22 protein-coding genes are annotated in these 20,584 nt (G+C 71.6%); 4 read left to right on the forward strand and 18 right to left on the reverse strand.

Going from position 1 to position 20,584, the window contains the following annotated elements; genetic code table 11:
* Positions 1-32: 32 nt before the first annotated feature.
* The 12 genes from QSK25_RS21415 to QSK25_RS21470 all read right to left on the reverse strand — a co-directional run bounded on the left by QSK25_RS21415 (position 33) and on the right by QSK25_RS21470 (position 11,476).
* The gene (locus tag QSK25_RS21415; protein ID WP_285640608.1) at positions 33-638 is read right to left on the reverse strand and encodes a hypothetical protein; all 606 of its coding nucleotides are present in this window, start codon (positions 636-638) and stop codon (positions 33-35) included.
* A 3-nt stretch (positions 639-641) separates the two neighbouring features.
* Positions 642-1,328 carry a hypothetical protein gene (locus QSK25_RS21420; RefSeq protein ID WP_285640609.1) on the reverse strand — a complete coding sequence of 229 codons (687 nt, stop codon included), beginning with the start codon at positions 1,326-1,328 and terminating at the stop codon, positions 642-644.
* Entirely contained in the window at positions 1,325-2,461 is a 1,137-nt protein-coding gene (locus QSK25_RS21425; RefSeq protein WP_285640610.1) for a WXG100 family type VII secretion target, read from the reverse strand. Before QSK25_RS21425 ends, QSK25_RS21420 begins: the two co-directional genes overlap by 4 nt.
* On the reverse strand, positions 2,461-2,787 hold the full coding sequence (locus tag QSK25_RS21430; protein ID WP_285640612.1) for a hypothetical protein: 327 nt from the start codon (positions 2,785-2,787) through the stop codon (positions 2,461-2,463). Before QSK25_RS21430 ends, QSK25_RS21425 begins: the two co-directional genes overlap by 1 nt.
* A gap of 10 nt (positions 2,788-2,797) precedes the next feature.
* On the reverse strand, positions 2,798-3,274 hold the full coding sequence (locus tag QSK25_RS21435) for a YbaB/EbfC family nucleoid-associated protein (RefSeq protein ID WP_285640613.1): 477 nt from the start codon (positions 3,272-3,274) through the stop codon (positions 2,798-2,800).
* A gap of 98 nt (positions 3,275-3,372) precedes the next feature.
* Entirely contained in the window at positions 3,373-3,570 is a 198-nt protein-coding gene (gene tatA / locus QSK25_RS21440; protein ID WP_285640614.1) for a Sec-independent protein translocase subunit TatA, read from the reverse strand.
* 119 nt (positions 3,571-3,689) lie between these two features.
* The gene (locus QSK25_RS21445) at positions 3,690-4,853 is read right to left on the reverse strand and encodes an LLM class flavin-dependent oxidoreductase (RefSeq protein WP_285640616.1); all 1,164 of its coding nucleotides are present in this window, start codon (positions 4,851-4,853) and stop codon (positions 3,690-3,692) included.
* Between the two features lie 105 nt (positions 4,854-4,958).
* Positions 4,959-6,005, reverse strand: coding sequence for a lysyl oxidase family protein (locus QSK25_RS21450; protein WP_285640617.1), 1,047 nt, complete (start codon positions 6,003-6,005; stop codon positions 4,959-4,961).
* A gap of 160 nt (positions 6,006-6,165) precedes the next feature.
* A complete protein-coding gene (locus QSK25_RS21455; RefSeq protein ID WP_285640618.1) occupies positions 6,166-7,506 on the reverse strand; it encodes a CU044_5270 family protein in 1,341 nt (446 codons plus the stop codon).
* Positions 7,499-8,083: an RNA polymerase sigma factor gene (locus QSK25_RS21460; RefSeq protein ID WP_502881876.1), complete on the reverse strand. Its 585-nt coding sequence runs from the start codon at positions 8,081-8,083 to the stop codon at positions 7,499-7,501. The genes QSK25_RS21455 and QSK25_RS21460 overlap by 8 nt, the downstream gene beginning before the upstream one ends.
* Positions 8,084-8,327: 244 nt before the next feature.
* Positions 8,328-10,733, reverse strand: coding sequence for an ABC transporter permease (locus QSK25_RS21465; protein ID WP_285640621.1), 2,406 nt, complete (start codon positions 10,731-10,733; stop codon positions 8,328-8,330).
* Positions 10,730-11,476: an ABC transporter ATP-binding protein gene (locus tag QSK25_RS21470; RefSeq protein WP_285640622.1), complete on the reverse strand. Its 747-nt coding sequence runs from the start codon at positions 11,474-11,476 to the stop codon at positions 10,730-10,732. The genes QSK25_RS21465 and QSK25_RS21470 overlap by 4 nt, the downstream gene beginning before the upstream one ends.
* A gap of 150 nt (positions 11,477-11,626) precedes the next feature.
* Here QSK25_RS21470 and QSK25_RS21475 point away from each other — a divergent pair, with 150 nt between their 5' ends.
* Together QSK25_RS21475 and QSK25_RS21480 are read left to right on the forward strand one after the other, a co-directional pair.
* Positions 11,627-12,778 carry a sensor histidine kinase gene (locus tag QSK25_RS21475; protein ID WP_285640623.1) on the forward strand — a complete coding sequence of 384 codons (1,152 nt, stop codon included), beginning with the start codon at positions 11,627-11,629 and terminating at the stop codon, positions 12,776-12,778.
* Positions 12,775-13,431 (forward strand): response regulator, encoded by a 657-nt coding sequence (locus tag QSK25_RS21480; RefSeq protein WP_285640626.1) that lies wholly within the window; start codon positions 12,775-12,777, stop codon positions 13,429-13,431. Before QSK25_RS21475 ends, QSK25_RS21480 begins: the two co-directional genes overlap by 4 nt.
* Here the strand turns inward: QSK25_RS21480 and QSK25_RS21485 are convergent.
* Positions 13,421-14,629 (reverse strand): multidrug effflux MFS transporter, encoded by a 1,209-nt coding sequence (locus QSK25_RS21485; protein ID WP_285640627.1) that lies wholly within the window; start codon positions 14,627-14,629, stop codon positions 13,421-13,423. The two genes, QSK25_RS21480 and QSK25_RS21485, sit on opposite strands and share 11 nt — an antisense overlap.
* Before the next feature lie 55 nt (positions 14,630-14,684).
* Between QSK25_RS21485 and QSK25_RS21490 the strand changes: the two genes are divergently transcribed.
* Positions 14,685-15,131 (forward strand): MarR family winged helix-turn-helix transcriptional regulator, encoded by a 447-nt coding sequence (locus tag QSK25_RS21490; RefSeq protein WP_285640628.1) that lies wholly within the window; start codon positions 14,685-14,687, stop codon positions 15,129-15,131.
* Between the two features lie 44 nt (positions 15,132-15,175).
* On the opposite strand, the gene QSK25_RS21495 is transcribed toward QSK25_RS21490, so the two are convergent.
* The 5 genes from QSK25_RS21495 to QSK25_RS21515 all read right to left on the reverse strand — a co-directional run bounded on the left by QSK25_RS21495 (position 15,176) and on the right by QSK25_RS21515 (position 18,852).
* Positions 15,176-15,331, reverse strand: coding sequence for a hypothetical protein (locus QSK25_RS21495; RefSeq protein ID WP_285640629.1), 156 nt, complete (start codon positions 15,329-15,331; stop codon positions 15,176-15,178).
* 84 nt (positions 15,332-15,415) lie between these two features.
* Positions 15,416-17,110, reverse strand: coding sequence for an amidohydrolase (locus QSK25_RS21500; protein ID WP_285640630.1), 1,695 nt, complete (start codon positions 17,108-17,110; stop codon positions 15,416-15,418).
* A gap of 208 nt (positions 17,111-17,318) precedes the next feature.
* Positions 17,319-17,969, reverse strand: a complete 651-nt coding sequence (locus tag QSK25_RS21505) for a DsbA family protein (protein ID WP_285640634.1) — start codon at positions 17,967-17,969, stop codon at positions 17,319-17,321.
* A gap of 58 nt (positions 17,970-18,027) precedes the next feature.
* Positions 18,028-18,384 (reverse strand): hypothetical protein, encoded by a 357-nt coding sequence (locus QSK25_RS21510; protein ID WP_285640635.1) that lies wholly within the window; start codon positions 18,382-18,384, stop codon positions 18,028-18,030.
* A 9-nt stretch (positions 18,385-18,393) separates the two neighbouring features.
* Complete coding sequence (locus QSK25_RS21515) at positions 18,394-18,852, reverse strand: YdeI/OmpD-associated family protein (RefSeq protein ID WP_285640636.1); 459 nt, start codon at positions 18,850-18,852, stop codon at positions 18,394-18,396.
* A gap of 53 nt (positions 18,853-18,905) precedes the next feature.
* Between QSK25_RS21515 and QSK25_RS21520 the strand changes: the two genes are divergently transcribed.
* Positions 18,906-20,570 carry a hypothetical protein gene (locus tag QSK25_RS21520; protein ID WP_285640637.1) on the forward strand — a complete coding sequence of 555 codons (1,665 nt, stop codon included), beginning with the start codon at positions 18,906-18,908 and terminating at the stop codon, positions 20,568-20,570.
* Positions 20,571-20,584 lie beyond the last annotated feature (14 nt).

The following is a 20,584-nucleotide window of genomic DNA, read 5'->3' on the forward strand; positions in this document are numbered from 1 at the left end:
CCGGCACTGCCGCCGGGCGCGCCGTTCGGCGTCTAGAGGTTCGCGTAGGCCGTGCGGACCGACTGCTCGGCCTGCGGGTCCCGGAAGTCGAACGCCGAACCGTCGGCGAACTCGACCCGCACGAACCACTCCGGCTCGACCAGCCGGCCCAGCGGCACCGCCACGAACCTGCGGGCGGCGCTGACCGGGGCCTCCCACCAGGTGATCAGCGGCTCGGCCTGGGTTTCGCGGGACCGGCTGAACAGGCCACCCCGTTCGGGCGTCAGGACTTCGCCCTCGACCACGAGGCCCAGTCGCTGGTTGCTCAGCAGCAGCCAGCACTCGTCGCGCCCGGCGGTGAAGAGGTCCGCCCACCGCACGGAGATCTGCTCGGGGCCACGCGCGTGCGCCCAGCCCCACACCGCCGGGTCGTGCGCCCACTCGTCGGTGCCGAACCGGCCGCTGCTCACGGCGGCGGTCGGCAGCGGCCACTCGGGTTCGGCGATCTCCGCGTCCGGTACCGCGCCCGCGATCCGGTGTGGCGCGGTGCCCGCAGAGCCGACGTGGCCCTTGCGTTCGACGGCCCACACGATCTGCTCACCGGCGCGGGTCCAGTGCTTCTGGGCGATCTCGGCGAGCTTGAACCTGTCCCTGGGCACCGGTCACCCCTGTCCGTTGGCCATGGCGAGCAGGCGTCGCGCGTTGTCCGGCGCCGGGGTGAGCACGTCGACCCCGGAACCGTCCACGAAGGACACCCGCACCGCGTGCACGTCGCGGATCTGGTACTGCTTCGGGAGTTTCCGCTCGGCGAGCGCGACGGCGGCGATCTGGCCGCGCGCCACCTCGGCGACCGTCGTGACGTCGGCGGTCTCGATCGGCTGGTGCGGCGGGTACGGGCTCCTGGTGCTGAACGCCTCTTTGGCGCTCTTCGCGAAGCCGCTCACGCGGTCGAGGAGGCTCTTCTCCGGTTCCGGTGCGGCCGGTTCCCCGACCAGGGCGACCCGTGCGAGCCTGCCCGGCGTCAGCACCAGCCACGAGACCCCGGCGACCGGCCGGCAGAGCTGGGCGGTGGCCGAGGTGGGGTGCGGACCCCAGGCGACGACGTGCGGGACGTCGGCACCGCCGTCCTCGGGACCGCTGCCCGCGAACGCCGCGTCGAAGACGCCCGCCGCCGCGTTGCCGAACGCGCCGGTGACCTTGCCCAGCCCGCCCCGTTCGGGACGGCCCTGCCAGTCCAGTCCTCTCAGGTCGAACCTGGTGCTCGCGACGTCGGTGCCGACGCACAGCAGGATCGGTTCGCCCGCCTGGCACCACGACTGCCTGATGGCGAGAACGCCGTCGAGCTTCACCAGCTGAACCCGCGTTCCTGAGCGTCGCGACGCTCCTCTTCGGACGGTTTGTTCTGCGCCGCGTCGTAGGCTTCCTGGCTGCCGAACTTGATCGCGCCGTCGACCGCCGTGCTGACGCCCGCGTCGAAGAGCGCGCCGGTGATCCGGGTCTGGCCGCCGAGCGCGCCGGTGAGCACGGTCTGCGCCACGTTGCTCGCGAGCGCGCCCTCGCCGGTGACGCCCTGCATGAACCGGTTGGCCGTGGTCGAGGCGAGCGACGTGCCGTCGGCGCGCGTGAGGACGTTGACGATCGGGTTCGCGCCGAGGTGCCGGCCGGCGGCCTGCTGCACCACGTTGCCGCCGCGCAGGCCGTTCATCCGCTGGATGACCTGGCGCAACGGGCCGCGCAGGCGCACCAGCAGCTTCTCGATCTGCTGCACGGCCTTGAACAGCTCCATCTGGAGCTTCGAGACGCGCATCGTGATCCGCACCCCGGTGCTGCCGACCTGCACGGTCGTCGTCGCGCCGGCCGCCGCGACCGAGCCGCCCGCGGTGATCCACGAGGCCGCGAGGGCGGCGAGCCACTGCACGATCAACCCGATGATCAGTTCGGTGAGCACCTGGATCACGAACTCGACGAACATGTCGAAGAGCTCGGCGATGGTCTCCAGGGTCTGCTTCAGGCCGCGGATGTCCTCCGCGAGCGCCTCGACACCCCCGGCGAACTCGTCGACCTGCTTGCGGAACCCGTCACCGGCCGCGCCGGCCCACATCTGGGTGGTGGCCGCGCCGCGCTTCTTCTCCGACTCGGCGACCTCGTCGAGCCACTTGGCGACCTCTTCCCAGCCCTCGCCGGTCGCACGCATCTGCTCGGGGTCGCCGATCGCCCACTCGGCGAGCTCGATCAGCGGGCTGAGCACGATCGAGACGAGGAAGCCGAGTCCGTTGTCCAGCAACGCCTGCCCGGGACTCGCCAGCGTCTGGAGCAACTCCATCCGGCCGGCGATCGTCGCGGCGGTCATCTGCGGTGGCGAGGTGGCGTCCGCGAGGTCGGCCATCGCGCCGTAGGCCGAACTGCCGCGCTCGGCGGCCTGCTCGGCCCAGTTCTTCTGGTCGGCGCCGTTGAGGTCGGCGAACGTGCCGGGGCCGGTCATCAGGCGCCGCCCCCGAGCCCCTTGCCGAGCCGGCCGAACGCCTGCGAGAGCCCCTGGTCGACGCCTCGGTACACGGAGGAGCTCTCCCGGAGCTGTTCGCCGGTCTGCTTCAGGAAGCCCTGCGCGTCCGTCGCGAGCTGCTGGCACTCCTGCAGGCTCTTGAAGTAGCCGCTGCTCAGCCCGACCGCGTCGCCGATCGGCCCGAAGCACTGGTCGTCGACCCGCGCCTGTTCGAGCAGCTTCGCGAGCGCGCCGAACTTCTCCGCGAGGCTGTCGCTGCCCTTCGCGAACGCGGTCAGCGCGTCCGGCTGGATCTGGAAGTTCACCCGGTTCCCCCTACCTCAGGTACGTGCTCGGCGGTTCCTCGTCTTCGACGTGATCTTGTGCCGGGCGGTTCCGCGGGGGCTGCTGCGGCTGTGGTGCCGGGGCCGGCGGCTGGCCGGGCGGCGGGGGCGCCGAGGGCATGATCGGCTCGACGCCCGACGCGAGCATGCCGTCCTTGAACTGCTGCAGCTGGTCCCCGAGGATCGGCGCCACGGCCTGCTCCAGCTGCTGCGCGGCGTTCTGCGTCGCCATCCTGATCGCGTCGAGGATCTCCTGCTGCAACTGCACGTGCGAGCGGTTCATCGCGTTCGGCGCGAGCTGCAACCCGAGCACCGCGCCGGACGTGGCGGCGGTCACGGTGACCGCGCCGTCGCGGCTGCGGCCGACCCCGCGCAGGTCCTTCATGGCCTGCTGCAACGCGCCGGCCTTCTTCGCCTGTTCCTCGAACGAGCGCATCAGTGACTGCATGCGCTCCTGGCGGTCCGTCACTTCAACTTCCCCCGAAAGTCAACAACACGTGCGCGTCGCAGGCTACGCGATCGCGTTCACCGCGTGGAGGGGTTGGGAACTTTCGCCGGCGGCGCGCGTCAACTCGCCGGATTGCTGCCGTTCTGGGGCTTTTCGCGCTCCGCCTGCGGCTCGTCCCGCAGACCCGCCGACTCGGCCTTGAGGATCTTCGCCGACTGGCCCAGCGACCGTGCCATCTCCGGCAGTTTCTTGCTGCCGAACAACAACAGGACGACCGCCGCGATGATCAGCAGTTCGGTTGCTCCGAGGTTGCCCATGTGCTCACTTCCTCCGGTTGTGCCCGAACTCGACACTACCTTGTGCCACAACGAGTTCGGGCACCGGTGGCAACGCCCCAGAACGTCCTTATCGGACTTTCGGGCGGTTGTGGGCAGACTCAGGACCGGTCGAACTCCGGGATCAGCTCGCCGATCAGCCTGATGCTCGTCATGACCTCCTCGGCACCGATCGGCCCGATCTGCTGCAGGCACATCAGCCGGTCGATCCCGAGGTCCGCGTAGGCCCGCAGCTTCTTGCGGCACGTGTCGGGACTGCCGACGATCAGCGACTGCTGCGCCGACAGCACCTCGAACAGCTCGTCCTCCGGCACGTCCTCACCCTGGATGATCCGGCCGATCACGAGCTGCGCGTCGGTGGGCGCGGCGTCGACCTCGGCGCGCAGGAACTCACCCGTGAGACCGCCGTCGCCGGCAGCGAGGATGTCCTGGTGCCGTTGCATGGTGGCGGCGAACTCGGCGGCGGCGTTGAAGAAGCGCAGCGCGGTCACCGTGTACCAGGCAGCGGCGGCGGCCGCCCCGTTGCGCATGGCCTGCTCGTCGGTCTCGGCGCAGTGCACGAAGGTGAAGTACGCGACCTGGTTGTTGACGAACGACCCGACGGGTGAGGTGCACTGGTCGGCGGCCGAACGGTAGAGCTCGATCATGCGGGCGACCCGGTCGATGGACTCCCAGATCGTCGTCCCCAGCACGCCCACCCCGCGCCGGCCCGCCTCCTCGAACGACGTCGGGGACGCGGCGGCCTGCCACAGCGGCGGGTGCGGGTTCTGCAACGGCTTGGGGATGACCGAGACGTCGGAGATGTCGTAGTGCTCGCCGCGGTGCGAGAACCGGTCGGTGGTCCACATCCTCGGCACCATCTCGAACGCCTCGGCGGTCTGGGCGCGGGCGTCGGCGGGCTCGATGCCGAACAGGTTCCACTCGGGGATGGTGGAGCGGGTGAGGCCGAGTTCGACGCGGCCGCCGCTCAGGTGGTCGAGGGTGGCGGCGCGTTCGGCCACGCGGATCGGGTGGTTGAACCTGCCCGGCGCGAGCACGGCGGCGTGGCCGAGGCGCATGCGGGACGTCTGCTGGGACAGCGCGGCGAGCATCAGCTCGGGCGCGGAGGACAGGCTGAACTCCCCCGCGCCGTGGTGCTCGACCTGCCACCAGCAGCCGTAGCCGAGCTCGTCGGCGAGTCGTGCCTGGTCGAGGGCCTGGCGGAAGCGGAACTCCTCGGGAGCAGGGCCGGGGTTCTGGATCTCGTTGAACAGGTCGATCTTCATCGGCACACACCCTCACCTCGTGCGGACACCAAGGCTGATGTCTCTGAGAGCGACCGGCTCGTTACGCTGGTGGTACAACTCGCCCGGGACGGAGCAACGCGGACGTCATTCGCAGGCGCAGCAACTCGCGTCGTCGCTCCCGCACTCCGGCCTGCCCGGCGTGGGCTCGTGGACCGGGCCGCTGCGCGGGGCGAGCGGGGGCAGCTGCCGTTCCTGGTCCGAGCACCGGTCGGTGCCGGGGCAGCTCTTCACCAGCGTCACGGCGGGCGCCTCGGTGATCACCGGCGGGCGGCGCTTGGCCCCGCCCGGCCACTGCACGGAGATCGAGATGGACGAGGAGTTGTTGTCGTAGCGCGATTCCACCAGCGTGCGGTCGGAGTTCACGGTGTTGACGAGGTCGTAGGTGCCCGAGGCGACGTTGGTGAGGTCGAGCCACTGGAAGTCGACGGCCTTGCGGTAGTCGTCGCCGCTGCCGACCGAGATGCCCTCGAACATCTCGGTGGCGTCCGGATCGTTGCGGCCGCAGTTGCTCTTCTTCAGGCGTTCGGCGAGCCGGCCCTCCGGGCTGGCGGCGTCGCGCTGGGCGCCGGGCAGCCGGTCGGCGTCGGCGGTGCGGTACCGGTCGCCCAGGCAGAAGCCGTTCTTGCGGTCGGCCACCACCGTGCGGCCACCCGGCGTGCGCAGTTGCATGTGCGCGAACCCCATGAGGTGCCAGTGCAGGTGCGTCGGGGCGGGCTCGTAGTACATCGACGTGGCGGTGGAGCGACGCGCGTCGTCGAACGTGGCGGGGATCTCGGCGCCGCGCGCGGTCTGGAACGCCTGCCGCACCTCCATGGTCGACCCGCCCGAACGGCGGCCGTGCAGCATCAGCGGGCCGTCGCCGACGTTGTCCATGGCGGTGGTGAACCGGATGCGGACGGCCCTGATGTCGCCCGACGTCACGCACTCCCCGTTGGGCGCCTTGGCATCGGCGACCAGACACACGTCCCAGTCGCGGCACAGCGACGGGTCGCCGCCGTACCCGCCGGGGCAGCCGACCGGCGCCTGGCGGAGGTCGGGGAGCAACGGGCCGGCCGCCTGAGCCGGTTGCGCCAACACCGCGGTGAGCGCGAGCGCCATGCCTGCCGCGCCCCACGTCTTGCCAGAACCCATGGGGCACAAGGCTAGGGGCGGACGGCACCGTCACCCGCACTCCCCGCCAAGGTCTACCCGGCCGAGTGAACGTCCGGTGCCCGCGCACACCGGAGATCGCTGACTGCCGAATCCTTTGGCAGGCAGCGATCTCCGGCTCCGCAGCGTTACCGGAGGCCGGTCACGGCCTGTCCCCGGCGCGGTCGACCACCCCGGTGTCGACGGCGGAGAACGAGACGTCGGTGCCCGCCGGCACACCCTCCCAGGAGTCGGTTCCCGGCTGCAGCAACACCATGCGCGTGCCGATGTACCGGCCGGACTCCGGGTCGATGATGATGTCCTCGCGGGTCGCGCCTCCCGGCAGGCCGAGCGCGGTGCCGACCTTCCCGTTCAGGTTCGCCGTCCGTTCGGTGACCTGCAGGTTCGGCAGGTGCTGCAACGCCTGGTAGAGCGCGGACCGCAGTTCCTTCGACGCCTCCGGGGAGGCCAGGACCAGACCGGCGTTGTACAGCGCGCTCCCGGCGTCCTGGCGCGAGTCGTTCCACAGGCGGTCGTACAGCGCCCGGGGCTCGGTCGGCAGCGCGCCCATGAACCGGGGGTTGGGCTTGTGCCAGCCACCCGCCCGCTCGGCGCAGGGCTTGCCCCAGTCGGGGTCCCCGCCGAGTTCCTCGTTCATGCCGGGGTAGTCGCCGCACGGGCCCCGCAGTTCCGGCATCGGGTTGCTGCCGGAGAACAGGCCGCCGTCCCCCTCCGCCTCGACGAGTTCCTCGCTGCCGACCACCCACCGGTGGTCGAGGACGGCGCGGCGTTCGAGCCACTCCCCCGTGCGGTCGGCGGGGATCCACACCTCCTGGAGGTTGTGGAAGAGCGCCGACAAGGGCTTGCCGGTCCTGGTCCGGGCGCTGCCGAGGTCCCAGGAGTGCCGGGCGACGTAGCGGTACTGGCCCGTGGACGGGCCGGGCTGCGCGGTCGTGGCGGCGGCGGCCCGGCGCAGGGTCTCGGCGGCGCTCGCGGCGGGACCCGAGTCGCTCGACCACAGGGTGGGGACGGCGACGAGGGCGCCCGCGACGAGGGTCACGGCCGCGGCGGCGACCAGCCAGCGCCTGCCGCCGGCCCCCGCCCAGCGCCTGGCGCCACCCCGCGGTGCTTCGCCCGCAACCACCGAGCCTCGCTCCCGGCCACCCCGCGGTGCTCCGCTCACAGCCACCGAGCCTCGCTCCCGGCCACCCCGCGGTGCTCCGCCCGCGGCGACCAGCCCGGGCCCGCCGCCGCTCTCCGACGCCTCGCCTGCGGCCACCAGCCGACCGCCGGCCTGCGGCGCCGCGCCGGCAGCCACTGAGCCGTGCTCCGGTGCCCCTCCGGCGACCACCAGCCCACGTCCCGTACCTCCTTCCACCTCCTCCACGGCGGCGAGCACGCGGGCGAGCGCGCGTTCGCGGGCCTCGGCCGAGAAGGCGGGCCCCTCCGGCTGCGCCGCGATCGCGGCGTCCAGTTCCTCTTCGGTCCAGGTGGTGTCAGTCATCGTTGCTCTCCAGGACGACGGCGGGACACGCGGTGCGCAGCTGCTGCCGGACGCGGTGGAGCCGGGAACGCACGGTGCCGACGGGGATGTCGAGCGCCTGGGCGACCTCGGTGGTGTCCAGTCCGGCCCAGCTCGTGAGCAGCAGCACGTCGCGGTCCCGTTGCTTGAGCTGCTGGACCGCCACGGCGAACTGACGTGCCTTGACCTCGGCGTCCACTGAGTCGACCACCCGGCCCTCGTGGCTGTCGCTCTCGTGACCGGGCGCGAGGCGCGCGTAGGCCTCCCGTTCCCGCCTGCGTCCGCGCAGGTGGGTGTGCAGGAGGTTGGTCGCGATGCCGAACAGCCAGGCCCGCGCGGTGCCGCGGGTGGCGTCGAAGTGGGTGCGGCTGTGGATCGCCGAGACGAACACGTCCGCGACGAGGTCGTCCGCCGCCATCGGCACCCATCTGGCCAGATAGCGGTGCAACTCGTCGGCGTGGCGGGTGAACAGAACTGTGAAGTCCTCCCCGGCCCCGGTGTCCCCGAGACCCGGGCCGGGTGGGACTTCGTCCCGCGAACTACGGTTGATCACGGTCATCACGGTGGTTCTTAGCCGCAGGCCGCTTCGGCGTTCACGAGCGTCAGCCTGCCAGTGCGGCTCCGAGCTCCGAGACCAGGTCGGCCGGGGCCTCGACGCCGGCGGACAGGCTGAGCAGCCGTCGGTGGTGCCGAGTCCCGCGGGCGGCAGGTCTTCGCGGGTGATCGGTGAGGGCCGAGGCTGCTCGCGCTCACGCAGGACCTGACCGGGGTGTCACGCCGCGCGACACCCCGGTCGTCGCTCACTACTCCGTGTCCGTCTTGATCGCCGTCAGGATCGGGATCCGCGCCGCCCGCCTCGCCGGGACGAACGCCGCCGCGACCCCGATCGCCACCGTGATCAGCATGAACAGCGCCAGCCGGTCCCACGGGAGCACCGGGGTGGTGCCCGCCTGCCCGCTCACCGTCATCGCCCCGATCACGCACCCGGACACCACGCCCGCCACCGCGCCGATCACCGCGATGATCACCGACTCGATCCGCAGCACCGACCCCACCTGCGACCGGCCGAGACCGATCGCGCGCAGCAGGCCGATCTCGCGGATGCGTTCCATCGTGGACATCGTCATGGTGTTGACCACCGACATCGCGCCGATCAGCACCGAGACGCTCAGCATCGCGTAGAGCAGGTTCAGGTACAGGTCGTACTCGGAGGCCTGCGCCTGGACGTGCTCGTCGCGCGTCTGCACCACGAGGACCGGGTTGTCGAGCTTGCCGCGGATGGCGTCGCGCACCTGCTCCGCCGAGCCGCTCACCTTCACCAGCACCTCGCGGTTCCACAGCTCGTCGGACGGCACGTTCGCGGTGTCCACGAGGGCGTCGGCACCGAACTCCGCGGGCGCGTCGAAGATCGCCACGACCGGGAGGGGTTTCTCCTTGCCCACCAGCGATCCCAGCGTCCAGCCGCGTTTCGCCGCCACCTCGCTCGCCACCGCGATGCCCGAACCCAGCCCGTCCAGCGAACCCCCGCGCACCCGCAGCGGCACGAGCGCGCTGATCGCACCGGCGTTCACCGCGGTCATCTCGAGAGAGCCCTCGTCCAGCGGCAGCAACGCCTGTCGCAACGCCGTGACGTGCGTGACGCCGGGGACCTGGGCGATCTCGTCGGCCACGCCGGGCGCGATGTCCGCGAACGGCAAGGCCTCCAGCCGCACGTCGGCGTTGTTCCACGTCTTCGCCGACTCCTCGGCCTTCGCCGAGATCGACGCGATCGGCACGGTCACGGCGGCGCACACCGACAGCCCGATCATCAGCGCGCTCGCCGTGGCACCGGTCCGGCGCGGGTTGCGTCGCGTGTTCTCCACCGCGAGGGTGCCGGTCAGCCCGGCGACCCGGGTCAGCGGCCCGCGCAGCGCGGCGGTGAAACCCGAAGCGAGCAACGGCGTCAGGATGATCAGGCCGATCAGCATCGCCGGTGCGCCGAGGTAGATCATCGTCTCCTCGCCGCGCCCGAACACCACCATCGCCGTGCCGAGAGCGGTGACCACGAACCCCGTGATGTTCCGCCACCGCAACGACTTCGCCGTCGGCGGCAGCCCGGTGCGCAGCGCCGCGATCGGCGGGACCGACGCCGCGCGGCGGGCCGGCAGCCAGGCGGCGAGCAGCGTCACCCCGAGACCGACACCGAACGCCGCGAGCACGGTCGTCGGGCTGAACAGCCGCAACGGCACCGGTGCCCCGTCGAACACGGCGAACTGCGACTTCAGCACCGCCGCTCCCCCGATCCCCAGCAGGTAGCCGAGCACGGTCGCGACCACACCCAGCAGCGTCGCCTCGGTGAGCACCAGCCGCAGCACGTACCGGCGCCCGGCGCCGACCGCCCGCAGCAACGCGTGTTCGCGCGACCGGGCGGCGGCGAGCATCGTGAAGGTGTTGGCCACCAGGAAGATCGACGAGAACAACGCCACGCCCGCGAAGATCAGCAGGATCATGGTCAGCTTGTCGCCGTAGCTCGCCTCGAGCCGGGTCAGTTCGTCCGCTGTGGACACCCGCAGCAGGCCGGGGAACGCCTTCTCGACCGCGCCGGCCAGCGTCGAGGGACTCGTACCGGGCGTCACGGTCAGCAACGCCGTGTTGTACCCACCGCCGAAGTACTCCTGAGCCGCCGCGCCGGTGAACGCCACGAGCGTGCCGCCCTGCGCAAGTTCGGTGCTCTGGAAGTCGAACACGCCGGCGAGCCGGGCGTCGCGGGCCACCCCCGCCACCACGACCCGCACCTCGTCGCCGACCTGGTAGCCGGTGCGGTGCGCGGCCCACCTGTCGAGCGCGATGTCGGTGGGCCCGGCAGGGGCCGAACCGCTGATCAACGTGTGCCGCTGCGGGTCGAAGTTCACCCCGCCCTTCGCACCGGGCGTGCCGACGAGCTTCCCGTCCCTGCCCACCAGGAACGCCGGCCCCTCCGCGACCGGCCGCACCCCGCCCACCCCGGCCACACCGCGCAGCTCCGCCAGCGTCTCGGCGGACATCGCGTGGTTGTCGCGCCGGTCGACGTGGACGTCGAAGTCCTTGGTGACGCCCTCGACGGCCGCACGCACGGTGTCGCCGTACACCAGCGAACCCGTGACGAACGCGACGCCGAACACGATCGCGATCGCCGGCAGCAGGAAGCGCAGCCGGTTGTCGGTCATGGACCGCCAGGCCACCCGGATCATCCGCGCACCGCCTGACCGTCGAAGTGGCGCATGCGGTCGAGCACCAGGTCGGGCGTCGGGTTCAGCATCTCGTCGACGATCCGGCCGTCGGCGAGGAACAGCACGCGGTCCGCGTACCCGGCGGCGATCGGGTCGTGCGTGACCATCAGCACCGTCTGGCCCCACTCCTTCGCACAGCGGCGCAGCAACGCCAGGATCTGCGCGCCGGTGCGGGAGTCGAGGTTGCCGGTCGGTTCGTCGGCCACCACGATCTCCGGCCGCGACACCAGCGCCCGCGCACACGCCACGCGCTGCTGCTGGCCACCGGACAGTTCGGACGGACGGTGCCGCAACCGGTCAGCGAGACCGACGGCGTCGACGACGCGGCGCGTCCAGTCCGGGTCGGGCCTCACCCCGGCGAGGGTCAGCGGCAGCACGACGTTCTCCCACGCCGTGAGCGTGGGCAGCAGGTTGAACGACTGGAAGACGAACCCGATCTTCTCCCGCCGCAGCTTCGTGAGCTCGGCCTCCTTCACCGCGCCGAGGTCGACGCCGCCGACCCACGCCTTGCCCGAGGTGGGCGTGTCGAGGCCCGCCAGGCAGTGCATCAGGGTGGACTTGCCGGAACCGGACGGTCCCATCACGGCGGTGAACTCACCGCGCCGGAACCGCGCGGACACCCCGGCCAGCGCCGTCACCGCGGCCTGGCCGGACCCGTACACCTTGCCGAGCCGCTCGGCCACCGCCACCGTTGCCTGATCCATCGGACACCGTTCTCGTCGACTTCTGGGGAACGGCTCCCAGCCTGCTGACCGGGACGATCACGCGGATCCACCGCACTGTTGAGTGACTTCGGGGCCACTCCGCCAAAAGGTTGAGGCCTCCGGCGACGCCCCTGGCCTACCGTCGCCTCCATGACAGGCATCCTGACCCGGCTCACGTGGTGGCAGCGCGTCGTCTTCTGGCTGATCATCGCGGCCGGCGGCGCCATGCTGACCGTCGAGGCGTTCAGCTCCCCGAGCGTCTACGGCGCGGTGGGTCTCGCGCTGTGCGGGATCCTGCCGTCGGCGGCGTTGTTCACCCGCAACCTCACCGAGGGCGCGGTGGCGGGCGTCGCGACGTTGTCGGTCGTCTTCACCGTCCTGTGCGCGACCGTGGTCCCCGGACACCTCGACAACACGTTCGGGTTGTTCGAACTGATCGGGCTGGCGTGCCTGTCGGTCCGGGCCCTGGTGGAGTTCCCCGCCTGGCGCGCGGCAGGGCTGTGCGCGCTGCTGGGGCTCGCCGCCGTCACGCTGCCGTTGCGGCTGGCCGACGTCGAACGCGAGCTCACTCCCGCCATGGCCTTCTTCATCGCCCTGGTCCTGGCGTTCGTGCAGCTGCTCGGCCTGGTCATGCGGCTGCACGACCGCACGCGCACCGACTCGTTCCAGCTCTCCCGCCAGACGCAACGGCTGGAGTACGCCCGCGACCTGCACGACTTCGTCGCCCACCACGTGACCGCGATCGTCGTGCAGACCCAGGCGGTCCGGTTCGCCACCGGCAGCGGGCAACTGCCCGACCCGGCGGTGCTCGACAAGATGCTCGACGGCATCGAGAAGGCCGGCTCGCAGGCGTTGACGTCGATGCGGACCATGGTCGACGTCCTGCGCGACGACAACGCCCCGATGCACCCGCACCAGGCGCTCACGTTGATGGTGAACGACCTCGCCACCAGCTTCGCCGGCGCGCCGGTCAGCACGAACATCGACCCGGCGATCGCCGACCTCGACCTGCCGACGTCCACTGTGGACGCCGCCAGGCACGTCGTGCAGGAGGCGCTCACCAACGTGCTGCGGCACGCCACCCGCGTCACCCAGGTGATGATCAGCGCGCGGTCCAGGGGCGCGGAGGTGGAGATCAGCGTCACCAACGACGGTCAGGCGAGCGACAACGGCCTGCCGAAGGGCGGGTTCGGGCTGGTCGGCCTCGCGGAACGGGTCGAGTCGGCGGGCGGCAGCCTCACCGCGGGCCCGGCGGGTCGCGGGTGGACGGTCACGGCGCTTCTGCCATCCTCGGGCGCATGACGATCCGGGTGCTCATCGCCGACGACCAGGAGATGATCCGCTCGGCGTTCGGGATGATCCTCGGCACGCAGCCCGACATGGAGGTCGTGGCGAGCGTCGGCGACGGCGAGAGCGCGGTCGCCGAGGCCCGCAGGCTGCGCCCCGACGTGTGCCTGCTCGACATCCGGATGCCGGCGCTCGACGGTCTGGAGGCGACGCGGCTGCTCGCCGGGCCGGGCGTGGACGCGCCGCTCAACGTCCTCATCGCGACGACGTTCGACCTCGACGAGTACGTCTACCGGGCGTTGCAGAACGGCGCGTGCGGGTTCCTGCTCAAGGACATGTCCCCGGCGTTGCTGGTCGAGGCGGTGCGTGCGGCCTCCACCGGCACCAGCCTCATCTCCCCGGCCGTCACGGTGCGGCTGCTGGCCAAGCTCGCGCCCAAGCCGTCCGAGGACCGGCACCGGCCGTTGCCCGAACCGCTGACCGATCGCGAGCTCGACGTGGTGCGGCTCGTCGCGAACGGCAACACCAACGACGAGATCGCGGCCAAGCTCTACGTCTCCGTCGCCACGGTCAAGACGCACCTCGCCAACGCCCAGCGCAAGCTCTCCGTCCGCAACCGCGTCGAGGTGGCGGCCTGGGCGTGGCGCACCGGCGTCGTCACCCGCTGAGGGCCGGCACCTTCGCCTCGGCGCTCTCCCGCGTGGTCAGCAGGCTGAACGCGCCGTTGGCGAGGACCGCCAGCACGGCGATGACGATCGCCATCGGCAGCGCGGAGTGCCCGGTGCCGACGCTCACCAGCGGCGAGATGGCCGCGCCGAACCCGAACTGCGCGGCGCCCAGCACGGCCGAGCCGGTGCCGGCGGCTCCCGGCACGGCGTCGAGCGCCAGCGCGGTGGCCGAGCCCATGACGAAGCCGAGCGAGGAGATGACGAAGAAGATCGGCGCCACCAGCCAGATCGGGTTGATCGGCAGCACCGCGAACACCAGCAGCACCGCGGCGGCGACGAGGAGCCAGCGCTGCCCGATGGCCAGCACCTGGCGCGGGTGACGGGTCTTGAGCAGGCGTGAGGCGGTGGCGCTGCTCGAGACCAACCCCAGGGCGTTCAGCGCGAAGAACAGGCCGTAGCTCACCGGGCTCATGCCGATGACGACCTGGTACAGGAACGGTGAGGCGGAGATGTACGCCATCAGCACGGCGAACGAGAAGACGAACGTGGCCGTGGCGGTGAGGTAGGCGCGGTGCCCGAGCGCGCGGAACCGGCCTTCGCGCGCGGTGCCCCGGCGTTCGCGGGGCAGGGTCTCCGGCACGACGACCGCGGACCCGGCGAGCATCGCGACCGCCAGCCCGGCGAGCACGAACAGCACGCCGTGCCAGCCGATGCCGTCCACGAGCAGGCTGCCCAGCAGCGGCGCCACCACCGGGGCCACGCCGCCGACGATCATCATGAGGCTGAACGCGCGGGCGGCGGCCCGTCCGGTGGCGAGGTCGGCGATCACCGCGCGGCCGATGACCATGCCCGCGGCGGCGGTCAGCCCCTGCACGAGCCGGCCGGCCAGCAGGAGTTCGATCGTGGGCGCCAGGGCCACCAGCACGCTGGCCGCCACGAACACCGTCGACCCGATCAGCAACGGCCCGCGCCTGCCCCAGCGGTCCGAGACCGGGCCGAACACCAGCTGCCCGGCGGCGAGTCCGAGCAGGAACATCGTGAGCGTGAGCTGGATGGACGTGTCACTCGTCTGCAGGTCCAGTGCCATGCGCGGGAACGCGGGCAAGTACAGGTCGATGCCGAACGGCGCCACGCTCGCCAGCAGGGCGAGCACGAGCAGCAACGGCGTCGGGATGGTGCTGCGAGACGGCGCGTCCACCGCAGTCCCCTCTCAGGTGATAGCTATCATCTGAGAGGAAAAGTACCATGGGCAGGTGGACGAGGCTCAGAAGTCGCGGTTGTTCGAGCTCGCCGACCTGATCGCGGCGGTCGGCCGGCAGATCACGGCCACCAAGGAGGGCGTGCTCAAGGAGACGTGGTCGGCGTCGGACATCGCGGTGATGCGGTACATCGACCGCAACCCCGGCACGTCCGCCCGCGCGGCCGCCGACGCCACCCAGCAGACCTCCAGCAACTTCAGCCGTTCCCTGCGCGGCCTGGAGGAGAAGGGCCGCGTACGCCGGGAGACCGACCCGGAGGACGCCCGCAGGGTCCGCCTCTACCCCACCGCCCGCGCGCAGGAGAACCTGCGGCGGCTCAACGACATCTGGAGCGACCTGCTCGACGGCGTGGTGACCGACGAGGACGAGGTCGACGCCATGATCGCGATGCTGCGACGCCTGGAGTGCGGGATCGCCGAGAAGACGCGTGCCCGCCGTTAGTCACGCGGCATCGGGCGCCCTCGAACGCCCGATGCCTTCGCGACTCACTTCAGCAGGAACGTGTCCACGATCGTCTCCGTGACCGAGTTGCCCGCGCCGTCCTCCTCGCCGTCGCGGTACAGCGTGGGGCTGCCGGTGTGCGCGGAGATGCCCTCACGGCCGGTGCCGGAGTCGGCCCACGGCGGGACCTGGAAGACCATCGTGTCAGCGGAGCGGGGGTGGGGGCGGCGCCGCGACGCGCCCCGCTGGGCGCGGACACTCCGCCGACGTCCTGTGTCACACCGCTAGCTCACCGGCGGCAACGCCGGCCCGGTCGTGCCCAGGTGTTCCTGCGCGACCACCTGCGGCACCGGCCAGGTGATCCCGGCAGGCGGGAAGGTCTGTCCGGTTCGAGCCAAGAAGTCCGCGGGCGGCTGGTACAGCGGCTGCTGCACGCCGTCCGGGATCATGCTCTTCCACTGCGCGGGCGCGGTCCTGGCGACGAACTCGTCCTTCATCCGCTTCAGCAGGTCCGGCTGGGTCAGCAGGTCGATCGACGTGGCCGCCAGGTACCGGGCCGCCGACAACGCCGCCTGGTGCCCGATGTTCGTCGAGGCGACCGCCGACACCGCCCAGTTGTGGTGCGGCACGCCGATCGGGAACGTCGCCACCAGCGCGGTGACCTTGGGCGCCTGCCAGCTCACGTCGGCGGCGTCGGTCGACGGGCCGCCGAGGTACACCGGAGCGGGCGCGGTCAGCGGCACCAGCGTGGTCGACATGCCGGCCTCCGGCCTGCCCAGTGCGCGTTGCAGTCCCTTGGCGAGGTCGTGGTCGGCGGCGGTGAAGACGGGCGGCCCGATCTTGACCATGTTGTCGTTGAGCACCTCGGCGGCGACCTTGTTGCCGAGCGAGTTCCAGGTGCCGGAGTGGAACTTGTGCACCAGGCGGGTCTGACTGGCCTGCGCGGCCGCCTTCGCGCACTCGACGATCTTGTCGTAGAGCACCTGGGCGCGAGCGGGGCTGCCCTCGCGCACGAAGAACCAGATCGAGCACATGTCCGGGGTGACGTTGGGCGCGCCGCCGCCGTTGATGATCGCGTAGTGGAACCGCCCAGAGGGCGCCACGTTCTTCTCGCGCAGGTACTCGCTCATCGTGGCCATCAGCAACGCGCCGTCGAGGCCGCTCTTGTTGCCCAGCGGCGTGCCGCCGTGGCCCGCCGCGCCGAGGAACGTGAACGTCGCCGACATCAGCGCGGCCGTGGTGCCCCAGTCGGCGAGCGTCGAGGTCAGCGGGTGCCAGTCGAGGTAGGCGTCGAGTCCGTTGTAGACACCGGCCTTGGCGCTGAACGCCTTGCCCACCAGCTGTTCCTCGCCGCTGGAGCCGTAGACCTTCAGCGTGCCGGTGAGGTTGTCCCGCTTCATCGCCTTGCTCACGGCAATCGCGGCGCCGATCGAGCCCGCGCCCAGCACGTTGTGCGCGTCGCCGTGGCCCGGCCCGTAGGTCGGGCCGTACGCGTCGTAGTTGTAGACCAGCGGGTCGTGCGTCGCCACGCCCTGCTTCTGCGACAGGCCCGGCAACGCGTCGTACTCGGCGTTGAAGCCCAGCACCGGCTTGCCCGAGCCGTACGTCGCGGTGAACGCGGCCGGGAACCCGCCGGTGCCCCACTCGATCGTGAACCCGTGCCGCTTCAGCAGTTCCGCGCTGTCCCACGCGGAGTTCCACTCGCGCAACGACAACTCGGCGTGCTGCCAGATCCGGTCCGACAGCCCGGTGACCTCACCGCCGTGGTCACGCAGCCAGTTCAGCGCGGTCGCCTTGCCCGCGCTGTCCTTCGCGATGCCGGTCGGTGCCGCGTACGTGGCCGGGTCGACGCCGATCGACTCGTCGTAGCCGAGCGTCGCCCCGAGCACGGGATCCGCCGCGTACATCGCGGCGGCACTCGCGGCACCGGCCGCACCGAACGCCTGCAGCACCTTGCGGCGGTTGAGCTGGTAGCTCATGCAGAAACCTCTTCAGTCTCGCTGCGGGTATTGCCTCCTCTCCATGAAAACCACGGGCACGGCGACTGGGGCGATACGAGACGGGAAGCGTCCATCGCGACCGGCACAACACGCCCGTTCAGGCAGATTTCCCGGTACCAAAAGCGCATTTTTCCGGGATTTCCAACGGTTCCGCGCTACTTGGCGAGTTCCTGCTCGAGTGCCGCCTTCACCCCTCGTAGCTCGCCCGGCCGGTGAACCTGGTGCCGTTGACGAAGAACGTGGGCGTGCCCCGCACCCCGGCGGCGGCGCCGTCCTCGCGGTCCTTCAGCACGCGCTCCAGCGTGGCGGGGTCGTCGAGGTCGGCCTCGAACTTCGCCAGGTCGAGCCCGAGGTCGCGGGCGAAGCCGACGAACAGGTCGCGCTGCTCGACCTGCCGCTCGCCCCACTCGGCCTGGGTCTCGTACATGCGCTGGTACATCGCCTGGAGCTTGCCCTGCCGGCTCGCCGCCTCCACGACGGTCGCCGACAGCTCGGCGTTGCGGTGGCTGGGAATCGGGAAGTACCGCAGCACGAACGTCACGCGGTCGCCGTACTCGGCGCGCAACCGCTCGACACTCGGGTAGGCAGCGCGGCAGGACTCGCACTCGAAGTCGAGGAACCCGACGAGCGTCACCTCGGCACCGGGCACGTCGGTGAGCCGGTGGCTGTCGGGCCGGACGAGGAGTTCCGCGGGCGCGGCGGCCACCGGTCCCGCCGCCGTGGTGGTGCCCGCCTGGGGCTGCGACGGGCCGGTGAGCCTGCTCAGCAGGATGAAACCGCCTACCACCACGACGACCGTCGCGATGATGATCAACGAGATCCGGGCGTTCTTGGACATGACGACGACACACCTCTGGGTGTTCGGGGACGGGGAACGAGCACTGAACGGGCTCGGTCTACGTCCGCGACACGCAGAGCTGGGTCAGCCGCACTTCCGGACGGCGACACGGACCACCGCGCCGCACCGGCACGGCGGCACCGCGCACCGGGAAGACATGCGGGAGCCGAAGCCCGATCACCAGCAGCAGCACGGCGAACAACACGGCGAGGCAGATCTCGGGCACAGCGCCGAGACCGTCGAGATCATCGGGGTCGGCCAGCACCTGGACGCTGGAGATCGAGCACTCCTCCGACGGCACCAAGTCGCCCTCGCACGGTGTTCCCTGCAGCAGCGCGATCCCCACGGCCAGCGCGAGCACGGCGAAGACGCGCACGAGACCCACTCGCGCGATCTTCCGCATCGTGCCGGCCACGCGCCCGGGCTAGCCCGTGCCCACCGGGTCAGGACAGCTCGGTGATGATCTTCTCGAGACCCGCGCGCGGGTCTCGGACTGCTTCGCCGCCGCCACCGCCTCGGCCCGTTGCCGCTGGTTGCTGTAGGACAGCGCACCGAACGCCGCTTTGGCGTCCGGGTGCCGGTCCAGTGCCGCCGCCAGGTCGTCGGGCACCTCTGCGGTGCGTTCCGCGAGGTCGAGTGCGAGCGTCACCTCGACGGTGTCGCCGGCCTCGACGCCCGCCGCCTCCTGGTTGGCGGCGCTCAGCGGCAGCATGAAGTCGCCGCCGTGGACCGCGACGGTGCTGCGGTAGGTGTGAGGGCCGATCGTCACCAGCACCCTGGGTTTCTTGCCCTGGCCGAGCGCCTCGACCACGTCCGCCGGGACGCGCAGGCCGGTCGCGGTCTTGCCGTTGAGCTCGACCGGGGTGGTGAACGTGTGGGTCACGGGTCGTCCCTCCGGGGATCGGATGCCTGGATTCGACCACATATGCTGCGGCCGTGCCCGGGACCTCGTTCGACGCCACCGACCTGCCCGCCTTCGAGCCGCCGGAGTTCGAGGAGGAGCAGCCGGACGAGGACGAGCGGCCGCCGTTGCGCGGCACCACCACCCCGCCCGCCGGGATGGACGAGGTCGACTGGGCCTCGCTCGAGGACGCCTACGACACGGCCGACCAGACGCCGTTGTTCATCGAGGCGATCACCAGTGACGACGCGGGCGACCGGAACTTCGGCCTCTACGGCCTGTACTCGGCGACCACGCACCAGGGTTCGGTCTACACCGCCTCCGAGGCCGCGATCCCGTTCCTGGCCGAATCGGTCCGCCACGACAACGCACTGGCCGTGCAGTTCCTCGCCAGGATCGCGGTCGGCGAGACGCACTTCGTCACGCGGCCGGACGACCTGCGCGACGCCACGAGCAGGTACGCGGGCGTGGTCGCGGAGTTCGCCGCCGACGTCGAGGCGATGTGGGTGCGCACCGGCGACGACGAGGCGTTGCGGCTGCTGGTCCTGCTCGGCCGCGAGCCCTCGCTGCCCGCGCTCACCCCGGACGCGTCCGCCTCGCTGTGCCTGGCGCACGGTTTCGCCGCCGCCCGTGCCAACGGCGTCACGGCGGGTGTTCCGAGGCAGCGCGACGTGTCGGTGGAGCACGTTGCGGCGGCCCGCGACCTGATGACGAGCAGCCCGTCGCTCCATGTGCGGTGCGCGGCTGCGGTGTCCATTGTGTACTCCGGGTTCGCCGACGAGCACGCGCTGGCGTTGCTGCACCACCTCGCGCAGGGCGAGTACCGGGTGTTCGACGCGTGGACGGGAGACTTCGCCGAACTGGCCGCCGCCGCGTGGACGTTCGGCACGACCGACGACGGTCTGCTCGCCACGCCCTCGCACACGAACCCGCCCCTGCACAGCCGCCTGCTCGAACGCATGACGCGGCAGTTCCGCCGCAGCGGCGAGGTCTACCGGCCGGTGGCGCCGGAAGAACTGACGGACGCCCAGCGCCTCACGCTGGAAACGGCACTGCGGTCCGCGCCCGAGACGATCACCGGCGCGGACGTCACCTACCGGTGGATCGACGTACCGGGATCGGTGCCCGCGGCGCGGCGGCTGCTCGGCACCGCGACCGGCGAACTCACCCGGCGCACCTCGGCCGGCCTGCTGTGGTTCGTGCTGGAGGACGCCCTGCTCGCCTCCGGTGACACCAAGACCGCGCTCGCCGCACTGGCCGAGGTGGACGCGTGGACCGCGCTCGGCGAGGTGTTCGCGGCCCCGCGCCCCGACAGCAGGGCCGAGAAGATCACCCTCACCGTGCGCCACCTCTACGGCGACGGCCGGGAGAACGCCGCGACCCTCCAGCTGTGCTCGACCTTCGCCGACGCCCTGGCCGGTCACCGCGACCGGGCCGGGGCGTTCCTCGACGAGTGGCTGCCGGTGGTGTCCGAAGTGGAGGGTCACGACCTGGCGTTCCAGGTGCCCGGCCAGCGCATCGGCACGGCACTGGCGGCGCTCGCCCGGTCCGGCGGGGTGCCGGAGCACTTCCACCCGATGGTCAAGCCCTACCACCGGTTCCCGCGGTACTCGACGGTGCCGCTGCCGCTGCTCCGGGAGATCGCGGAGGTGCTGCCGCCGGACGTCCGCGCCGCCCGCCTCGCCGAGTGGGCGGACTGACGCCCGCCCCGCGC

Origin of the sequence: Lentzea sp. NBRC 102530, from assembly GCF_030269365.1 — a bacterium.
Lineage (GTDB): Bacteria > Actinomycetota > Actinomycetes > Mycobacteriales > Pseudonocardiaceae > Lentzea.